The 17,846-nt window shown below is 37.4% G+C and carries 12 protein-coding genes; 3 read left to right on the top strand and 9 right to left on the bottom strand.

The window, feature by feature from the left end:
- Positions 1 to 30 precede the first annotated feature (30 nt).
- Complete coding sequence (locus tag AC2D3N_RS07955; protein ID WP_484693296.1) at positions 31 to 993, top strand: GDP-mannose 4,6-dehydratase; 963 nt, start codon at positions 31 to 33, stop codon at positions 991 to 993.
- A 416-nt stretch (positions 994 to 1,409) separates the two neighbouring features.
- Here the strand turns inward: AC2D3N_RS07955 and AC2D3N_RS07950 are convergent, their stop codons facing one another.
- Positions 1,410 to 2,027 (bottom strand): aspartyl protease family protein, encoded by a 618-nt coding sequence (locus AC2D3N_RS07950; RefSeq protein ID WP_484693295.1) that lies wholly within the window; start codon positions 2,025 to 2,027, stop codon positions 1,410 to 1,412.
- Between the two features lie 216 nt (positions 2,028 to 2,243).
- Here AC2D3N_RS07950 and AC2D3N_RS07945 point away from each other — a divergent pair, with 216 nt between their 5' ends.
- Positions 2,244 to 5,045, top strand: a complete 2,802-nt coding sequence (locus AC2D3N_RS07945; protein ID WP_484693294.1) for a glycosyltransferase — start codon at positions 2,244 to 2,246, stop codon at positions 5,043 to 5,045.
- A gap of 226 nt (positions 5,046 to 5,271) precedes the next feature.
- On the opposite strand, the gene AC2D3N_RS07940 is transcribed toward AC2D3N_RS07945, so the two are convergent.
- From AC2D3N_RS07940 to AC2D3N_RS07905, 8 genes are all read right to left on the bottom strand, one after another.
- Positions 5,272 to 6,801, bottom strand: coding sequence for a glycosyltransferase (locus tag AC2D3N_RS07940; RefSeq protein WP_484693293.1), 1,530 nt, complete (start codon positions 6,799 to 6,801; stop codon positions 5,272 to 5,274).
- A 53-nt stretch (positions 6,802 to 6,854) separates the two neighbouring features.
- Complete coding sequence (locus AC2D3N_RS07935; RefSeq protein ID WP_484693292.1) at positions 6,855 to 7,760, bottom strand: NAD-dependent epimerase/dehydratase family protein; 906 nt, start codon at positions 7,758 to 7,760, stop codon at positions 6,855 to 6,857.
- Positions 7,757 to 8,290 (bottom strand): dTDP-4-dehydrorhamnose 3,5-epimerase, encoded by a 534-nt coding sequence (rfbC, locus tag AC2D3N_RS07930; RefSeq protein WP_484693291.1) that lies wholly within the window; start codon positions 8,288 to 8,290, stop codon positions 7,757 to 7,759. The genes AC2D3N_RS07935 and rfbC overlap by 4 nt, the downstream gene beginning before the upstream one ends.
- On the bottom strand, positions 8,287 to 9,516 hold the full coding sequence (locus AC2D3N_RS07925) for a methyltransferase domain-containing protein (RefSeq protein WP_484693290.1): 1,230 nt from the start codon (positions 9,514 to 9,516) through the stop codon (positions 8,287 to 8,289). Before AC2D3N_RS07925 ends, rfbC begins: the two co-directional genes overlap by 4 nt.
- Positions 9,517 to 9,697: 181 nt before the next feature.
- Positions 9,698 to 10,117 carry a clan AA aspartic protease gene (locus tag AC2D3N_RS07920; RefSeq protein ID WP_235754180.1) on the bottom strand — a complete coding sequence of 140 codons (420 nt, stop codon included), beginning with the start codon at positions 10,115 to 10,117 and terminating at the stop codon, positions 9,698 to 9,700.
- Between the two features lie 22 nt (positions 10,118 to 10,139).
- Complete coding sequence (locus AC2D3N_RS07915) at positions 10,140 to 11,123, bottom strand: GDP-mannose 4,6-dehydratase (RefSeq protein WP_484693289.1); 984 nt, start codon at positions 11,121 to 11,123, stop codon at positions 10,140 to 10,142.
- Positions 11,120 to 11,899 (bottom strand): glucose-1-phosphate cytidylyltransferase, encoded by a 780-nt coding sequence (rfbF, locus tag AC2D3N_RS07910; protein WP_484693288.1) that lies wholly within the window; start codon positions 11,897 to 11,899, stop codon positions 11,120 to 11,122. The genes AC2D3N_RS07915 and rfbF overlap by 4 nt, the downstream gene beginning before the upstream one ends.
- A 158-nt stretch (positions 11,900 to 12,057) precedes the next feature.
- On the bottom strand, positions 12,058 to 13,629 hold the full coding sequence (locus AC2D3N_RS07905) for a tetratricopeptide repeat protein (RefSeq protein ID WP_484693287.1): 1,572 nt from the start codon (positions 13,627 to 13,629) through the stop codon (positions 12,058 to 12,060).
- A 160-nt stretch (positions 13,630 to 13,789) separates the two neighbouring features.
- Here AC2D3N_RS07905 and AC2D3N_RS07900 point away from each other — a divergent pair, with 160 nt between their 5' ends.
- Entirely contained in the window at positions 13,790 to 17,827 is a 4,038-nt protein-coding gene (locus AC2D3N_RS07900) for a tetratricopeptide repeat protein (protein ID WP_484693286.1), read from the top strand.
- Positions 17,828 to 17,846 lie beyond the last annotated feature (19 nt).

Raw genomic sequence — 17,846 nt, 5'->3', positions numbered from 1 at the left:
AAAAAATGAAATTAGGATTATCAATTAAAGATGAAAACAGCGTTAATTTGTGGGGTATCAGGACAGGATGGGGCCTATTTAGCCGACCTATTGTTAAAACAAGATTATTCCGTTTATGGCACATCCCGGGATGCTCAAATGTCTTCCTTTAGCAATTTATCCCGTCTAGGAATTCGAGAAAAAATTAAATTAGAATCCATGAGTCTAACGGATTTTAGAAGTGTATTGCAAACTCTAACTAAAATTCAACCCGATGAAGTCTATAATTTAGCAGGTCAAAGTTCAGTAGGATTATCCTTTGAACAGCCTGTAGAAACCTTAGAAAGTATAGCAACAGGAACTCTCAATTTATTAGAAGCCATTCGATTTACTGGGGCAAAAATTAAACTTTATAATGCTAGTTCTAGTGAATGTTTTGGAGATACAAAAGGACTTCCTGCCGATGAAAATACTCCCTTTCATCCTCGTAGTCCCTATGCTGTAGCTAAAGCAACGGCTTTTTGGGAAGTCGCCAACTATCGAGAAGCCTATGGTTTATTTGCCTGTTCTGGAATTTTATTTAACCATGAATCACCCCTGCGTCCCGAACGATTTGTAACGCAAAAAATTATTAAAGCAGCTATTGATATTGCAGCCGGAAAACAAGATAAACTTTATTTAGGAGATATTTCAATTCAACGAGATTGGGGTTGGGCTCCAGAGTATGTAGAAGCCATGTATTTAATGTTGCAACAGCAAGAACCCGACGATTATGTAATTGCCACGGGGGAAACTTATGCGTTAGAATCGTTTATAGAAACAGCTTTTTCCTGTGTGGGATTAGATTGGAAAACTCATGTTAAATCCGATAATAATTTATTACGACCTACGGATATTACGGTGGGTCGAGGAAATCCCAGTAAAGCCGAACAAAAGTTAGGATGGAAAGCCCAATATAAAATGCCAGATGTTGTTAGAATGATGGTAGTAAGCCCTTCAGGGCTTCAATATTAATTCAATTCAAAACAATTAAATCAATGAAATTATGTCTAATTTTACACAGTTAAAAACAACAATCTTTCCGTTATAAAATGGCGATCGCATTTATCAACAAAGAATCCCATGGACAAAAATAGCTTAGTTCTTTTTCAGGTTGATTTACAAGCTCAAAAGGTCTAACGTTTGTAGGGGCGGGTTCGAGATAATCTTTAGAATGCACCAACCATCTCCCTAAACCCGCCCCGTTTTTCCCCCTAAACCCGCCCCATTTTTCAAGATTCCGACAGATTGAAATCTATCGCTACACAGACAAAACCCGCCTGCGCGGGTTGTGAAATCTAGCAAATTAAGAGATAATAATCTTGTTCATAAAGACTAGAACTCTCGATATTATTCATTGAATCACCTTTGTTTTTGGGATTATTAACTACTTATGCCTGACCGCCACGCCATTTAAAAATAATCGTCTCATCAGCCTGCTTAAATTCTATATCAAACAAATCAAACACTACCTCTCTGCCTAACAAAATTTCTTCACAAAAATCGCTTTGTATCCACGCTACAGGAGCCGTAAAACGATGACCTTCTATCTCTATTTCCACCTTTCTTAATAGATATTCAATACTACCACCAATTCCTTCACCACTACCCAGGTTTTCTCCCTCTCCTTTAGTGTAGCCTAATCGCTCACCAAGCTGTCTAGTAATTAAGCTAAAATCAGCCCCAGAGTCCACTAGAATTTTGACTTTTTCTGTGTTTTGAAATTTCAAAATTAATTCATATTTGGGTTGCCAATCGTGAACTTTTAGCGATCGCATTCTCACCGGATAAAACTTAGCAGGTTCAATAAATTCATTCTCAAATATTCGCTCAATCACATAACTCAATTTAGGAGTATCAGGGGGGATAGCATCCATCATTTTTCTGAAATCTCGATCATGACTAATCACGCCTTGATTAGTATAAGCGATCCATTGGCCCCGATATATTTTTAATTGGGGACGATTGGCTTTATACCAATCATTAGTTGTGGCATATTCTGGTTCCATTATTAATATTCTCCCTTGAATAATATCCAGAAAAAATTGAATAATTGAAGATGATAAACTAAGATTAGCACATAATTAGGGGGAACTTTTGAGCAGGTTAATCGTCCTGCTAACAATTGCGCCTGTCGGTTTCAATGTTGAAATTGTGATATAATGTCTCTCGTTGACTAAACCCAAGACCAGCAACCCTTATTTTTTGAGAGTATAGAATCTATTATGGTTACAGTCTTTCAGCAAGCCAACCAACTGTTAAGAGAAGGGAAGTTAGAAGAAGCAGTAGTAGCTTATCGGCGTGCAATTAGTAATAACCCTGATTTTTATTTAGCTTACCATAATTTAGGGGAAGCCCTGGAAAAGTTGGGACATTGGGAAGAATCAGTTGAAGCTTATGGACAGGCATTGGAGTTGAAGCCAGATGTGGCTTGGTCTCTTGTGGGTTTAAGTCGGGTTTTACCACAGGTGGGACAGCTTGAGGAAGCTCAACAGGCTTGGGAAAAAGCAGCCAAGATTGAGCCAAAGTTAGTTGGATTAGCGGGAAATTGGCAAGGGATAGGAAACCAACCTGTTGCAGAAAACAAGATAGAAGATGCAATCGCACTTTACAAAAAGGCGATCACACTTAATCCTGATAACTTACTGGTATATCATAAAGCAATAGCAATTCAGCCACGAAACTATGAACTTTATTTTGAATTAGGTAATGCTTTACTAAGACAAAATCAAATTTATGGCGCAATCACATTTTACAAATTAGCACAGATCCTGCAACCAAATGAGCCGAAAATTTCCTTACAATTAGAAGAATCTTTAAAAAAAAGTTGGCTAGAAGCTAAAAACGTTCAGGTAAATTCAAATAGCGCAGGTAACAATCCTCAGTCAAAAACAACTTTACCTCAACTTCTTGTTCGACGTAGCTATGATTTTAATAGCAGTTCCGATGATGTTTACGCTCAATGGCTGAGGGAAAACTCCCCCAAACCAGCAGATTTTCGTCGCATGGCTGAGATAGCAAAAGTTCTCAAATACCAACCGCTAATTAGTGTTGTCATGCCTGTTTATAACACCGATGAAGTGTTTCTACGGGAGGCAATACTTTCAGTTATAGATCAAGTTTATCCTTATTGGGAACTGTGCATTACCGATGATGCTTCGCCCAAACCCCATGTTCGCAAAGTTTTAGAAGAATATGCGGCTCAAGATGAGCGAATCAAAGTTGTTTTTAGGAAACAAAACGGTCATATTGCGGCTTGTTCAAATTCAGCTTTAGAGTTAGCTACAGGAGAATATATAGCATTACTTGACCATGATGATGTTTTAACACCAAATGCTCTGTATGAAGTGGCATTACTGCTGAATATTCACCCCGAAGCCGATATGGTTTATTCTGATGAGGATAAACTCGATGAACAGGGCAATCGCACTCAAGCCTATTTTAAACCGGATTGGTGTCCTGAATCATTTTTAGCCCAAATGTATACTTGTCACTTGGGGGTTTATCGTCGTGCTTTAATTGAAGAAATCGGCGGTTTTCGCGAAGAATATGCAGGTTGTCAAGACTATGATTTAGTTCTCAGGTTTACTGAGAAAACCGACAAAATTTTCCATATCCCGAAAATTCTCTATCACTGGCGAATTCACTCCGCTTCTGCGGCAAGTGGTATCGCAGCTAAACCCTACGTTTATCAGTTAATTGAAAAGCTGCTGTCTGAAACGATTCATCGGCGGGGAGAACCCGGTCAAATTGTTCAAGTTCCCAACTATCCAGGGAATTATATTATTCGTTACCAAATCCGAGAGTACAAGTTGGTAAGTATTATTATTCCAACTCGGAATCTAGGTACAGTCTTGAATCAGTGTCTCAAGTCGATTTTTGAAAAAACGACTTATCCGAACTATGAAGTAATTGTCATTGATAATGGCAGTGATGAACCGGAAACTTTATCAATTCTTGAGTCTTGGAAGCAGCAAGAACCGACTCGATTTAAGTGTTTTGAGTACAATATTCCGTTTAATTACTCCCGCATCAACAACTACGCGGTAACGAAAGCTCAAGGTGATTATTTGCTGCTCTTAAATAATGATACAGAAGTGATCACACCAGACTGGATTGATGGCATGGTAGAACAAGTGCAAAGAAAGTCAATTGGTGCGGTGGGTGCGTTATTACTTTATCCTGATGGGTTGATTCAGCACGCGGGCGTTGTGTTAGGAATTGGGGAAGTAGCCGGTCATAGTCATCATGGCTTTTTACCCACCCATCCCGGATATTTAGGCAAAATTATCAATGTTAATAACTATTCAGCCATAACGGGTGCGTGTTTAATGTGTCGGCGTGAAGTTTTTGAAGAAGTGGGGGGGTTAGATGAAGAGTTAGTTGTTGCTTATAACGATGTTGATTTGTGTTTGAAGATGCTGCAAAAGGGGTATCGAAATGTTTACTTACCTCATGTTGTGTTGTATCACCATGAGTCAAAAAGTCGAGGCTATGAGGATACCCCAGAAAAACAACGTCGTTCTCTAAGTGAAGCGAAAATTATGCACGCCCGGTGGGGAGATTTAATCCAGCATGATCCCTGTTACAATCCTAATTTAACAAAAGAAAAACGGGATTATACTTTACAGATTCAAAACAATGTTTTAGTAGAAATTCTTTCTGTGTATAGAGAACCAGAATCTGATTTATTATTTGCCTGTGCGATCGATTCCCCTGTGGTTGGGAAAAGATTTTATGATAACGTTGTGATGATCAAGGGCTGGATTTTGGGGAGGAAGTCTAAAGCTGTCACAGTTCAGGCGATACTGTATGGGGAAATCCTGCAACAAAGTCCTGTGAACGGGTATCGGGCTGATGTCGCTAAGGCTTACCCCCAAGTCACGGATGAGTACAGTGGTTTTTACCTCAGTGTCAAAGTGAGTCCAATCCCAACAACAACTCAATTGCAATTGCAGACGGTTCTGCAAGACGGCAGTTGTATTCCGATTGGTTCTGTAGAATATCAGGTTCAACTCCTGAGTTAGTCTTTCTAATTTGGATTTATCCCTCTTCTGTCACTTTCCGAATTAAGCAAGTAGTAAATAAACTAAATTATCCAGAAGAATAAAAGTTGTTATAGGTTATACAGGGGCGCTTCTTGATAACTCCTGTTCATAACCTTGAATTTTGACCGTGATCCCTTGTCCTTGATATTGAGTGGGAATGTGGTATTGAAAAGAATGATTTAGGCTTGCTATAGATTTATAAATTCTATACTAAAAAATGCTGCTTTTGGCTCTCAATCACAAAAATCATCAGGTTTTCCCATTCTGCTGATTCAATCAGGTAAGAAACCTGAAAAGTTTCTGCTTTTGAGGCAGAGTGATTCGCTAAATATTCGATCCATTGCAAAACACTTTCAGTTGGTAATACGGTTTCTTGCTCTAAGGATTGTTTTAAATAATCAATAGTTTTAGCCAAATCTTTTTGAACATAGGCATCAGCAGCTTTTTCTAATACAGAACTATCATAAACTTTAGATTCTTGTAGAGAAAGCAATGTCAAATTTTTATTTTCTGCATTCAAGGTGTGCTTATGATCTAATTGTTCCAACTTCTTATGAGTTTGCTGTAATTGAGTTTGTGATTGTTCCAACTCTGCCTTAACTTGATTAAGTTCAGCGTGCAAGTTTTCTAGCCCTTTATTAGCATAATGCAGTTGAGTATGAACTCTTGCCGAGGAAACTACACCAAAAATATCTTGAGCTTTAGCGATTTTAATTAAATTTGAAAAATCATAAGAATACTGATCTCTGATTTTTTCAACATTCTTTGGATTCTGATAAACTTGATATAAAACATCCAAGGCAAATGCTCGATGATCCGGACGCCCCACCCAAAATGCTAACATACCAATCAAGAAGGGTTTTAAATCTTGATCGACACGATTAACATTCTCCAGCATAGAAATAATGAAAGGTTCAATTTCCCTATCGATATCTGCAATATTCTTCTCAATGTACATTTGTTTGAGAGTTTCGGGAGGAAAAACTTCTGCAAGATGATCAAGAACTAAAGGACTCAGATAGTGTTTTAAAAGCTGACTTAATTCTATATAATGCAAACTATGGGTTTCAGGTTTACCAGCACTGCCTTGACTTTCATGAACTCGAAACTTAGTCAATCTTTCAGACAGAATATGGATTTGATATTTCAGACACATTCTGATCCAGTAATCTAAATCCAGCAGCAAAGCAAATCGTTCATCAAATAAGCCAATATCCTCTTGACAGCGTTTACGAATTAAGGCACTCGGATGGCATAAGCAATTATCATTGAGGAAAAAATTTCTTAACCATCCAAACCGATTTTCTTGATTCGGTCGATCAAATATACCATTGTAAGCACTTTCTCCCTTAAAAGCTTGACTATCCTTATCTATTACTTCAGCATAACTAAATACAATGCCAACATGAGGATTTTCATCTAAAAATTTAACTTGCTTTTCTAATTTCTCAGGATAAAAAGCATCATCAGAATTTAACAGGGCTAAAAATTCTCCTTGTGCGGCTCTGATAGAGTTATTCATGCCACCACAATGACCTCGATTCTTTGCTAAAGATAATAATCGAATGCGGGGATCTTGAAAACTCTTGATCACATTAGCTGTTCCATCACTCGAACCATTATCTGTAATGACTAATTCAAAATCCTGATAGGTTTGAGCTAAAACACTTTGAATGGCTTCGGCAACATATCGTTCATCATTATAAGCAGGCATTACAACTGATACTCTAGGCATGGGCTTTTCCTTTTTTACTGGTAAGTGTATCCAATGAATTGATTTTAAAATTTTTATAAAAGTCTATTATTCCACCAATTTAAAGTTTGATGAATTCCTTCTTCTAAATTATATTTAGTTTTCCACCCAACTTCATTAAATAAACGAGTCGGATCTGCGACGACTAAAGGGGGTTCTGTTGATGCTGCTGGAATGGCTCCGAGTTCAACTAAATCTGCTCTGCCAATCAGATTGGCAATTGTATAAATAATTTCCTTCAGTGTCACAGGCTTACCAGAAGCAATATTAACACAACCTGTTACATCACTCTCTAAAAGCGCGACAAAAGCATCCGCAACATCCTGAACATACAAGAAATCTCGGATTTGATTACCGTGAGAACAGCGTGCAGGTTCTGCCTTTAACAGAGAACAAATAACAGAGGGAACCAGTCGCTCAGGATACTCATGGGGGCCATAAAGCCAGAAAATCCGTCCCCAAGCACTGCTGAGTCCAGTTAGCCCTGAATATGAGTTTAGCATCTCCTGAAGTGCATTCTTGCAAACATTATAAGGAGATTGAGGATTTTTAGGTGTAATCGACTCCGAACAAAAACCATACTTCCAATCATACTCCGCAGAGGTGCCAGCCATCACAACTCGTTCGCCCCCACACTCTCGAAATTGTTTGACTAATTCTAAACTAGCCTGCACCCACAAAAAATTTTGCTCTGATGTCCAGTATTTTCCTGGTACAGCATACCACGCAAAATGCAAAAGATGAGTAGGTTTTATGGTGCTAACTAATTTTTGAATTTGGGTAGTATCCAATAAATTGGCTTTGTGCCAGTTACAACCATTATCTTCTGTGGGCAGATCGTTTGTAGTGATGGCATGAACTTCAAAACCTTTAGTAATCAAGGTTACTAGGGAATGTCTGCCAATGAATCCCCCTGCACCTGTGACAATTACTTTTTTCATAAGCAAAAATCTGGGTAGCTTTGGTCTTTGTCTGAAATTATAACCTCTTGGGTAGATGGCCACTCAATGCCAAATGCCGGATCGTTCCAACGGACTCCTGTAGCTGACTCTGGATAATAAAATTCTGACATCTGATAAAAAACTTCTGTGTTGTCTTCTAATGTCTGAAAACCATGAGCTATGCCTTCTGCAATATAGAGCATTTTTCGATTTTCAGCAGTTAACTCAACAGCAACCCACTGCTTAAACGTTGGTGACTCTGGGCGAATATCAATAATCACATCATAAATCGCCCCCATTGTACATCGAACGAGTTTGGCTTCTTCGTAGGGTTTGGCTTGATAGTGCATCCCCCTCAACGTTCCCTTTTTATGGTTAAAAGAAATATTACATTGAACTAGATTAGGATTTAACCCTCGCTCTGTAAACTCTTTTTGACACCAAGAACGAGCAAAGAACCCTCTTTCATCCGTAAGCATTTCTGGCTCTATAATATAAGCACCTTTTAGTTGAGTTTCGGTAAATTTCAAGCGATCACCTCCACTTGAGGAATAGGGACAACAAACTGACCACCCCACTCACGAATATGACTCATTTGCTCGATAATCTCATCCTTGATATTCCACGGTAAGATCAGCAAATAATCTGGTTTAGTTTCGATAATTTTATCAGGATGATAGATAGGAATGTGAGTGCCAGGTAAAAAGAAACCTTGTTTATAGGGACTACGATCTACCGTATAGTCGAGTAAATCTGTGCGAATACCACAATAATTTAACAGCGTATTACCCTTTGCTGGAGCTCCATAGCCCACAATTGATTTACCCTGTTTTTTGCCATCAATTAGGAAACTGAGCAAGTCACACTTAATAGACTTAACCTTGTCTCCAAAACCTAGATAAGTTTCCAGTTGCTCTAACCCAACTTCAATTTCTTTAGATTTTAGGAGAGAAACGCGATCGCTAATAGGTTTTTTACCATCATTATGTTGCCCATAAATCCGTAAAGATCCCCCATGAGTGGGTAATTCTTCCACATCAAATAAGGTGATCCCATGATCAGCAAATACTTTTTCGACTGTTAAAAACGAGAAATAAGAAAAATGTTCGTGGTAAATAGTATCGAATTGATTTTGTAGAATCAGTCGCAATACATGAGGAAATTCCATTGTTAAAATCCCATCGGGTTTAAGTACAATCTTCATCCCTGCTACAAAATCATTCAAATCAGGAACATGAGCCAAAACATTATTACCCAATAATAAGTCAGCTTGTATTCCTTGAGCAACTAATTCTTTAGCTGTTGACACCCCAAAAAACTTGACTAAAGAAGGAATACCTTTTTCTTCAGCAACTTTAGCCACATTGGCAGCAGGTTCAATTCCCAATACAGGAATATTTTGTTTCTGAAAATACTGAAGCAAGTAGCCATCATTACTGGCAATTTCAATCACTTGGCTATTGACGTTCAAACCAAATCGTTTGATCATCAATTCAGTATAATTTTCAGCATGGCGTAGCCAAGTTTCAGAATAGGAGGAAAAATAAGCATAATCACTAAAAATATGATCAGGCGTTTCAAATTCTTCTAACTGAACTAAAAAGCAGTTATCACAAACATAAGTATGGAGGGGATAAAATTTTTCTGCCTTATTAATAGTATCTAATTTCAAGTAAGCATTGGAAAGCGGAGACATTCCTAAATCAACAAAAGTATGGTTTAATAAATTACCACAAAAACGGCATTTGGATAACATTGAATTTACATCTCCTTCAAATTTTGATCGTCTTGTTTACTCAAAAAAATCTTATACCAATTAATGGTTTCTTTTAAACCTTCTTCTAGGGAATATTGAGGATACCAATTTAACATCTCATGAGCTTTTTTAGCGAAAACATACTGATGCTTAATTTCATTCTTAGAACCTCCTTTTCTCTTTATTTTAAAGATTTTTTAGCAAAATAAGGACTTGCTGGATTCACAATTAACCGTTGTTGACGAGGATCTATTAATACATCCATATCCTCCAGAGGAATAGCCCCTAATAAGACCTCAGTATCTCCTGATAATACCATTGCTCGACAAGTAGTAGAACGATTTTCAAAGCGCACTTCTACAGGGCCAACAATCTCTAGCTTCAACTTTGAACCATCTGCTAATTCAGCAATTTGTTCTTCTAATTTCGGTAAATCTAGCTGGAGTTTAATGCTTTCATTAATAGCTAACATATAAGCACCACTATCAACTAAAGCATTCACTGTTATTTTCTTGACATTTTCCGGCTGGATATATCCCCGTCTGGCTAAAACCAAATCATCGCCACTAATCAATTCGATTTCTGCGTAAGTAAGTCCCATAAGGTTTAATTTCACTCCTTTTTTAATTTGAACTATCAAGTAAAAAATCTTGATACCATTTTATCGTCTCCTGTAAACATTCATCAAGGGAATATTTAGGCTTCCAATTCAGCATCTCACGAGCTTTTTTGGCGGAAAGATACTGATGCTTAATTTCATTCTTGGCTTGATTCAAGATAACAGGTTCTAAATCTTTCTTATCCATCAAAGCTAGAATTTTCTGCACCAGTTCTAACACCGTAATTTGCAGTTCATTACTAAAATTAAACGCCTCTCCCCAGATTTCTTTTCTCTCCATCTGTTCCGCTAAATGCAGATAGGCTAACACCCCATCCCTAACATAAAAATAATCACGGATATAACTACCATCACTACGGATAGTAACGGGTTTATTGCGGAAAGCAGAACGAATTGTATCCGGTACAATGCGATTAAAATTCAAATCCCCGCCACCATAAAAATTGCCGCAGCGAGTAATACAAACTGGCAATCCATAACTAACATAATAAGTGCGACAAATCAAATCTGCACAACTTTTAGACACATCATAGGGGTGTTCTCCTTGTAATGGTGTGGTTTCATCGTAGGGCAAAATATCTTGATCGCCATACGCTTTATCACTAGAAGCCACCACAATTCGACTGACTACCCCCACCCGACGACAGGCTTCTAAAAGGTTCCAAGTACCTTTAATATTAGCTTCAAAGGTGGCTAAGGGTTCACGGTTAGCTACTCCGACAATAGTTTGAGCAGCTAAGTGAAAAACTGTATCAACTTCATACTCATTAATCGCTCGTTCTAGGGTTGGTAAATCTTCAATACAACCCCGAACAATATTAATTTGATGATGCCAGTTTTCTGTATACAATCGAGACTGGGGAACACCATCTCGGATTAAAGCCGTTACCCTAGCTCCTCGCTGCACTAACTCGGCTACTAACCAACTTCCTAATAACCCTGTACCACCCGTAACAAACACAGAGCGATCGCGCCAAAATTGACTCATTTCCATACCTTCCAAGGAGCTTGTTCAGTTTCCCACATTTTATTGAGTTCAGTGTATTCTTTAAAGGTATCCATCGCATAAAAAAAGCCATGATGCTGATAACTCATTAACTGACCCTCCGCCGTTAAACGCTCTAAAGGTTCCCGTTCTAATATACAATGCCCTTCCTCTAAATAATCAAATACTTTGCGGTTAAAGACAAAATAACCCGCACTTACCCATTTGTTATCCTTAATCTTCTCCCCAAACTTCAAAACCCTAGCTTCTCGTTCATCAATGTCCACAATTCCATAACGAGAAGGCGGTTGTACCGTTGTGACGGTTGCTAGTTTCCCATGTTCCTTATGAAAACTGAGTAATTCTCCAATATTGACATCAGCTAGACCATCGCCATAAGTCACCATAAACAGATCATCTTCGATGTACTTCTGGATCTGCTTAATTCGTCCTCCGGTCTGGGTATCAACTCCCGTATTAGCTAAGGTAACCCGAAAATTCTGCTCATCGTGATTATTCAGATAATGAATTTGGTTAGGAACCCCTAAACCGATGGTAAAGTCATTATTCATCGCTTCATAGTTGAGGAAATATTCCTTGATCATATTTCCCCGATATCCCAAACAAGCGATAAAATCTAAGAATCCATAATGGGCATAGAGTTTCATAATATGCCAAATAATTGGACGTCCGCCAACTTCAACTAATGGTTTAGGGCGGTATTCTGTTTCTTCTCGGAGGCGAGTTCCCAGGCCACCGGCTAAAATTACAACTTGCATTTCCTTCCCTTTTTGATAACTTTCCTTAAAAGATACAGGAAAATAGGTTTTGTTCCTCAACTTTGATGGAAGTACAATGAAGTCATCAAAAATCAAGGCTATTGTTACACCTGCGATCAAGTCTAATCCCCTAGATATAAGGCTCGAAAAGACAAAAATCACTGCTTCTCTGCCGCTACTACCTGAAACTGAACTTTTTTGAGTGGAATACAGCTTTTATTTGAACAAACAGCTTGTATTAGTAACTCTCCCTGCTCTACAAGTTCACCTATATCAACAATGGTTTCAAATCCACTCATCTCAGCATCAGGTACATGAGAATAAGCCTGAGCAACATCTGGACGGGGAAAATTCACAAAAACTTGTTTAACAACTACATGATTGTGGATAATTTCTATAACCTCCACTTTTGATTTTTTTCCTAAAACCCAACCTTTCAATATAAGTTCAACTGTGTTGCTGGTGTTGATTTGTTCTACTTCATCCAGATAAAATCCCCAAAGTGCTTCTGGGTCATCTTGTGAACATGAAATTATTGTTTTATTTATCGTGTATTTGTTAGTCTCTGACCATTGATTATTTTTTTGACCTGATGGCACATTATAAGTGTTATTAAACTTTTGCTGTAATTTACTAATTTCTTCAATTAATCCTACAAGATAACGTTTTCCTAGAGAATTATGTTCCGGTTTGCATTTGATAATCACGCATAGGGAGTTAAAGAATGTAATTGAGTGGATATTTTCAAGATCGATTGGGTAAATTGTACAACTATATTTCCTACACAATTCGTTTAATAAGTCTGTTGGTTTTTTTGAAATTCCCCAGTGTTCATAATTAATTATATCAATAAGATATTTAAAAAAAGTAACAGAGGAAAAAGGGTAAAACAAACCACCTTCGTATTCTTTCCAGTATGAACTATGTATATCTTCGACTATGTATATTCCGCCATCTTCTAAAAGAGGAAAATATCTGGCAAAAGATTTTATAATATTTGAAGAATGATGAGAACCATCATCAATAATTATATCAAAACTTTTAGATAATTCAATCACATTACTTTTAACTTCATCAGAGTTTGCATCACCTACAAGTACATGAATCCTTGAATCTTCATAAGTCAAATTGGCACACTTAGGGTTGATATCGCAGCCTACAATTATTTTTGGATTAGAAAAATATTTTGACCATATTTCAAGAGAACCACCATTTTGAACACCTATTTCTAGTAATCTGACATTCATATTTCTGTAACTTTTTAGAATTTGATCATATACAAATAAATATGAAGACCATTTATCAGATACTTTTCCGGTATGTTGTGAATATAATTCTTCAAGCGTCTTACTTTTGAGAGCGTTTTGAGCCGATACTTGACCCAATCTGTTATGTAATTTATCGCAGTTCGGTTTAATCTCAATCGCCTTTTGTAAATATTCAACAGCAGCTTCTAAATCGCCCTGTTGAGCCAAAGCCTCACCCAAACTATACAATAACCAAGCTGAATTGGGATTAACTTTTAAACTTTCTGAATAACAAGTAACAGCTTCATCTAAATTCCCCTGTTGAACCAAAGTAGTACCCAAATTATTATAAGCCCAAGCAAAATTGGGGTTAATTTCAATCACCTGATGATAAAGTGCGATCGCTTGATCCAACTTGCCCATCCGCTTCAACTGATTCGCCTGCTTCAGTAACCGACCTGCACTCATTCGTTGATTATCCATCACAACTCACCCACCAATCCACTCACAGATATGGACATACACTCCAATGCGAGATTGTAACACGGGGCTGAGGGAAATTGACAAGTGCGTAAAGCTACATTAACATACAACAGGGGTAAGAAGCGGTTTCCCTTGTGTTGTTTCTGGAGTTGATAGAGTTGTGAGCGATTTGATTCGGGGTAATCAATTACTGCGGAGTGGTAAGATTGAGGAGGCTGTGGCTGCTTATCAGAGTGCGATCACACATAATCCAAGTTTTCATTGGTCTTACTACAAGTTGGGAGAAGCTTTAGAGAAGTTGGGGCGTTCGGAAGAGGCGGTAGTAGCTTATCGGAAGGCGATCAAACTCAAATCAGATTGTACCTGGTCTCACCACAAATTGGGAGTGCCATTAGCCGAAAGTAGAGGGGGAGACTCCCATGTATCCCCAGTGTATCGTATTTATAATCTAGAATTATCTGATTCTGGTTATTTTTTCAAAAGAAATGAAGTAGACGAACCTCATTATCTTTGGCAAAACTCTCAGAAAGTATTTCCTTCTAATGAAAACTATGCCAAATCTATTTTAGTGTTAGGACAAGATGAATTATATGTCGTTTTATGGAATAGTGGCTTATGGTTTCTTGACGCTGACCTAAACCTTATTGCCAACGAAAATTTACTTATTGATCCCAATTTACAGAATAGTCATTATGCTCAACTATGGCGTTCATATCTTGAAGACATATTACCTCGTATTTGGTACGCACTAAATACTCCAGGGTTTCTTCAAAAATTTCCTGCGTTTGCTCCTGAAGAGACATTTATTCACGATTGTGTTTCGCAAGATGTTAACCAAATAATGGGTGATTTTAATCCGCCTTTTTGTCAAGTCACTCTTGCTGAACTAGATAATCAAGTTCATCTTTTAAGCCATCATTACCCTCCCATTCAAAAAGATTATTTACTTTATAGTCTTGGCACAGAGGTTCACAACTGGCAAGAAAGGGCGATTCTAGCAGGTTTTGTCGAAATAATGTGTCCTTTTTCCGGGCAAGTCATTCAAAGCAATGAATCAATTTATTCGACAAGTTTTACTCTAGGAAAAACGTTAAGCTATAGATTTGAATCCCATGGCGAAATCTTTTTTCTAATTTCTGGCATACATACCAGTGGAAAGGTCGGCTTTTACTTTCCTCGGAGAAATACAGCTTTTTTAACACATAGGTTTTATGATGGTTTTCTGGGTTGGTTTTTAATATCAATTGCGCGAGATTGGCAACTAATTAAACCTTATTTATTGAATAAGAATAAGACTAGAGAGATCGCGGTATTAGCTCTTTTAAATCCTCATGTAGGACACAACCTCTATAATGATTTGTCAGCGCTGGAACGTTTGGACAAAAATAATATCCTCAGTCAAATTTCTCACCTATATCTGTTTGGTGAGGAGATGTGGGCACCAACGGAAACTCTTTTCCCGACTCTGCAAGGTAAAATTAGACCAGTTTCTTCCACCGACCAGCTTCAGGATTTTTATAAAGATAATAAACTTCTTATTGTTGTAGGCGATAACTTCATTCTTAAAAGTATTGCTGATAAAATCATCAGTTATTCCGTGAGTTCATCTGTGAAAGAATCACTTTCTCAAAACTTGCAAGAATTCTGTAAAGAAAAATTTTCCCTGGTTATTTTATTTACATTGCGATTTCAAAATCGAAGTTGGTTGGAGCAAGAAAAGGGGATTTGTGAAATTATCGTTAGTCTAAGCAAAATATTTCCTGGATCAATCGCTTTAATAATTGACGGTAAAAATACAACTTTGAAGGGTGAGAAGCTGCTAAGTTTTGGAGAAGGAGTTTACTTCAAAGAAGAATTATCAGAAATAGAATACAATACAGCAGAACGTATAAAAAACACAATATCTTCCGATAGAATTACAGTAATTAATACTATAGATTGCTCTTTACCCGAAAGTATTAATTGGAGTTTACTGTGTGATTTCTTTGTGGCACCTTGGGGCGCTGGTCTGGCTAAGTGTAAGTGGATAACCAATACCCCTGGATTAATCTATTCTTCTCGTAAAGTGCTTACGGGAAGACCGGATTTACGTATCTATGATGGTCCAACAGTCAGAGAAGATGCGTCTCCTTGCGAATATGTTGATTCAGCTATGGTGTTTGATGAGGGAAATGAAAGTAGCCTGGGTGAAGGGCGGGATAATTTCTCATTATCACTGGGCCACTTATATGACAAAATTGTGAGTATGTGTAAGCGGTTTGGTCGAGTGAAGATGAGGAGTTATCAATTCTATAATCTAGAATTATCTGATTCTGGTTATTTTTTCAAAAGAAATGAAGTAGACGAACCTCATTATCTTTGGCAAAACTCTCAGAAAGTATTTCCTTCTAATGAAAACTATGCCAAATCTATTTTGGTGCTAGGACAAGATGAATTATATGTCGTTTTATGGAATAGTGGCTTATGGTTTCTTGACGCTGATTTAAACCTTATTGCCAACCAAAATTTACTTATTGATCCCAATTTACAGAATAGTCATTATACTCAACTATGGCGTTCATATCTTGAAGACATATTAACCCGTATTTGGTACGCACTGAATACTCCAGGGCTGCTTCATGATTTTCCGGCGTTTGCTCCTGAAGAGACATTCATTCACGATTGTGTTTTGGAAGATGTTAAGCAAATAATGGATTATTTTAACCCACCTTTTTGTCAAGTCAGTCTTGATGAACTAGATAATCAAGTTCATCTTTTAAACCGTCATTACCCTCCCATTCAAAAAGAGTATTTACTTTATAGTCTTGATCTTGGTTCTGCGGGGATAGAGATAGAGGTTAATAACTGTCAACAAAACCGGATTTTAGCAGGTTATGTCCAAATCAAGTGTCCTTTTTCCGGACAAATCATTCAAAGCAATGAATCAATTTATTCTACAAGTTTCAATAGTTTAGTAAAAACAGTGTGCTATAGATTTGAATCCCATGGCGAAATTTTTTTTCTAATTTCTGGCATACATACGGGTGGAAAAGCAGGTTTTTACTTTCCTCGCAGAAATACAGCTTTTTGGATATATAGGTTGTATGGTGATTTTTTTGGTGATTTTTCTTGTGCTTTCTTAGCAGGGATTGCCCGAGATTGGCAACTGATTAAACCTTACTTATTGAATAATAATACAAGTAGAGAGATGGCGGTATTAGCTTTTTTAAATCCTCATTTAGGGCACAACCTATATAATGATTTATCAGCACTGGAACGCTTGGACAAAAATAATATCCTTAGCCAACTTCCTAATTTATATTTGTTTGTTGGTCGGGATCAGGAAATGTGGGCTCCCACGGAAGATATTTTCCCAAATCTCCAGGGCAAAATTCAGCGAGTTTCTTCCACCGACCAGCTTCAGGATTTTTATAAAGATAATAAATTTGTAATTACTGTTGTAGACGATCACTTCATTCCTAAAAGTCTTGCGGATAAAATTATCAATTATTCTCTTAGTTCATCTGTGAGAAAATCACTTTCTCAAGACTTGCAAGAATTCTGTAAAGAAAAATTTTCCCTGGTCATTTTATTTACATTGCGATTTCAAAATCGAAGTTGGTTGGAGCAAGAAAAGGGAATTTGTGAAATTATCGTTCGCTTAAGCGAAACATTTTCTGGAAAAATTGCCTTGCTAATTGATGGTAAAAATACAACTTTCAATGGTGATAGAATGCTAAGTTTTGGCGAAGGTTTTTACTTCAAAGAAGAATTATCAGAAATAGAATACAATACAGCAGAACGTATAAAAAACACAATATCTTCCGATAGAATTACAGTAATTAATACTATAGATTGCTCTTTACCCGAAAGTATTAATTGGAGTTTACTGTGTGATTTCTTTGTGGCCCCTTGGGGCGCTGGTCTGGCTAAGTATAAGTGGATAACCAATACCCCTGGATTAATCTATTCTTCTCGTAAAGTGCTTATGGAAAAAGGAGATTTACATATCTATGATAGTCCAGAATATCGAGAAGATGCGTATCCTTGTGAATATGTTGATCCACTTATGGTTTTTGATCAAGGGGATGATATTCGCGTTGGTCAACCGTTTCGGGATGATTTCTCATTATCGCTGGAGCATTTATACGACAAAATTGTGAGTATGTGTGAGCGGTTTGGTCGGGTGAATGAGTCTAACGTTAATTTCGAGAAATGATATAATTTGAAGACAATAA

Source organism: Planktothrix sp. PLAVEN19ND, from assembly GCF_057220675.1.
The sequence above is the reverse complement of the archived record's forward strand: the minus strand, read 5'-3'. Positions and strand labels throughout refer to the sequence as shown.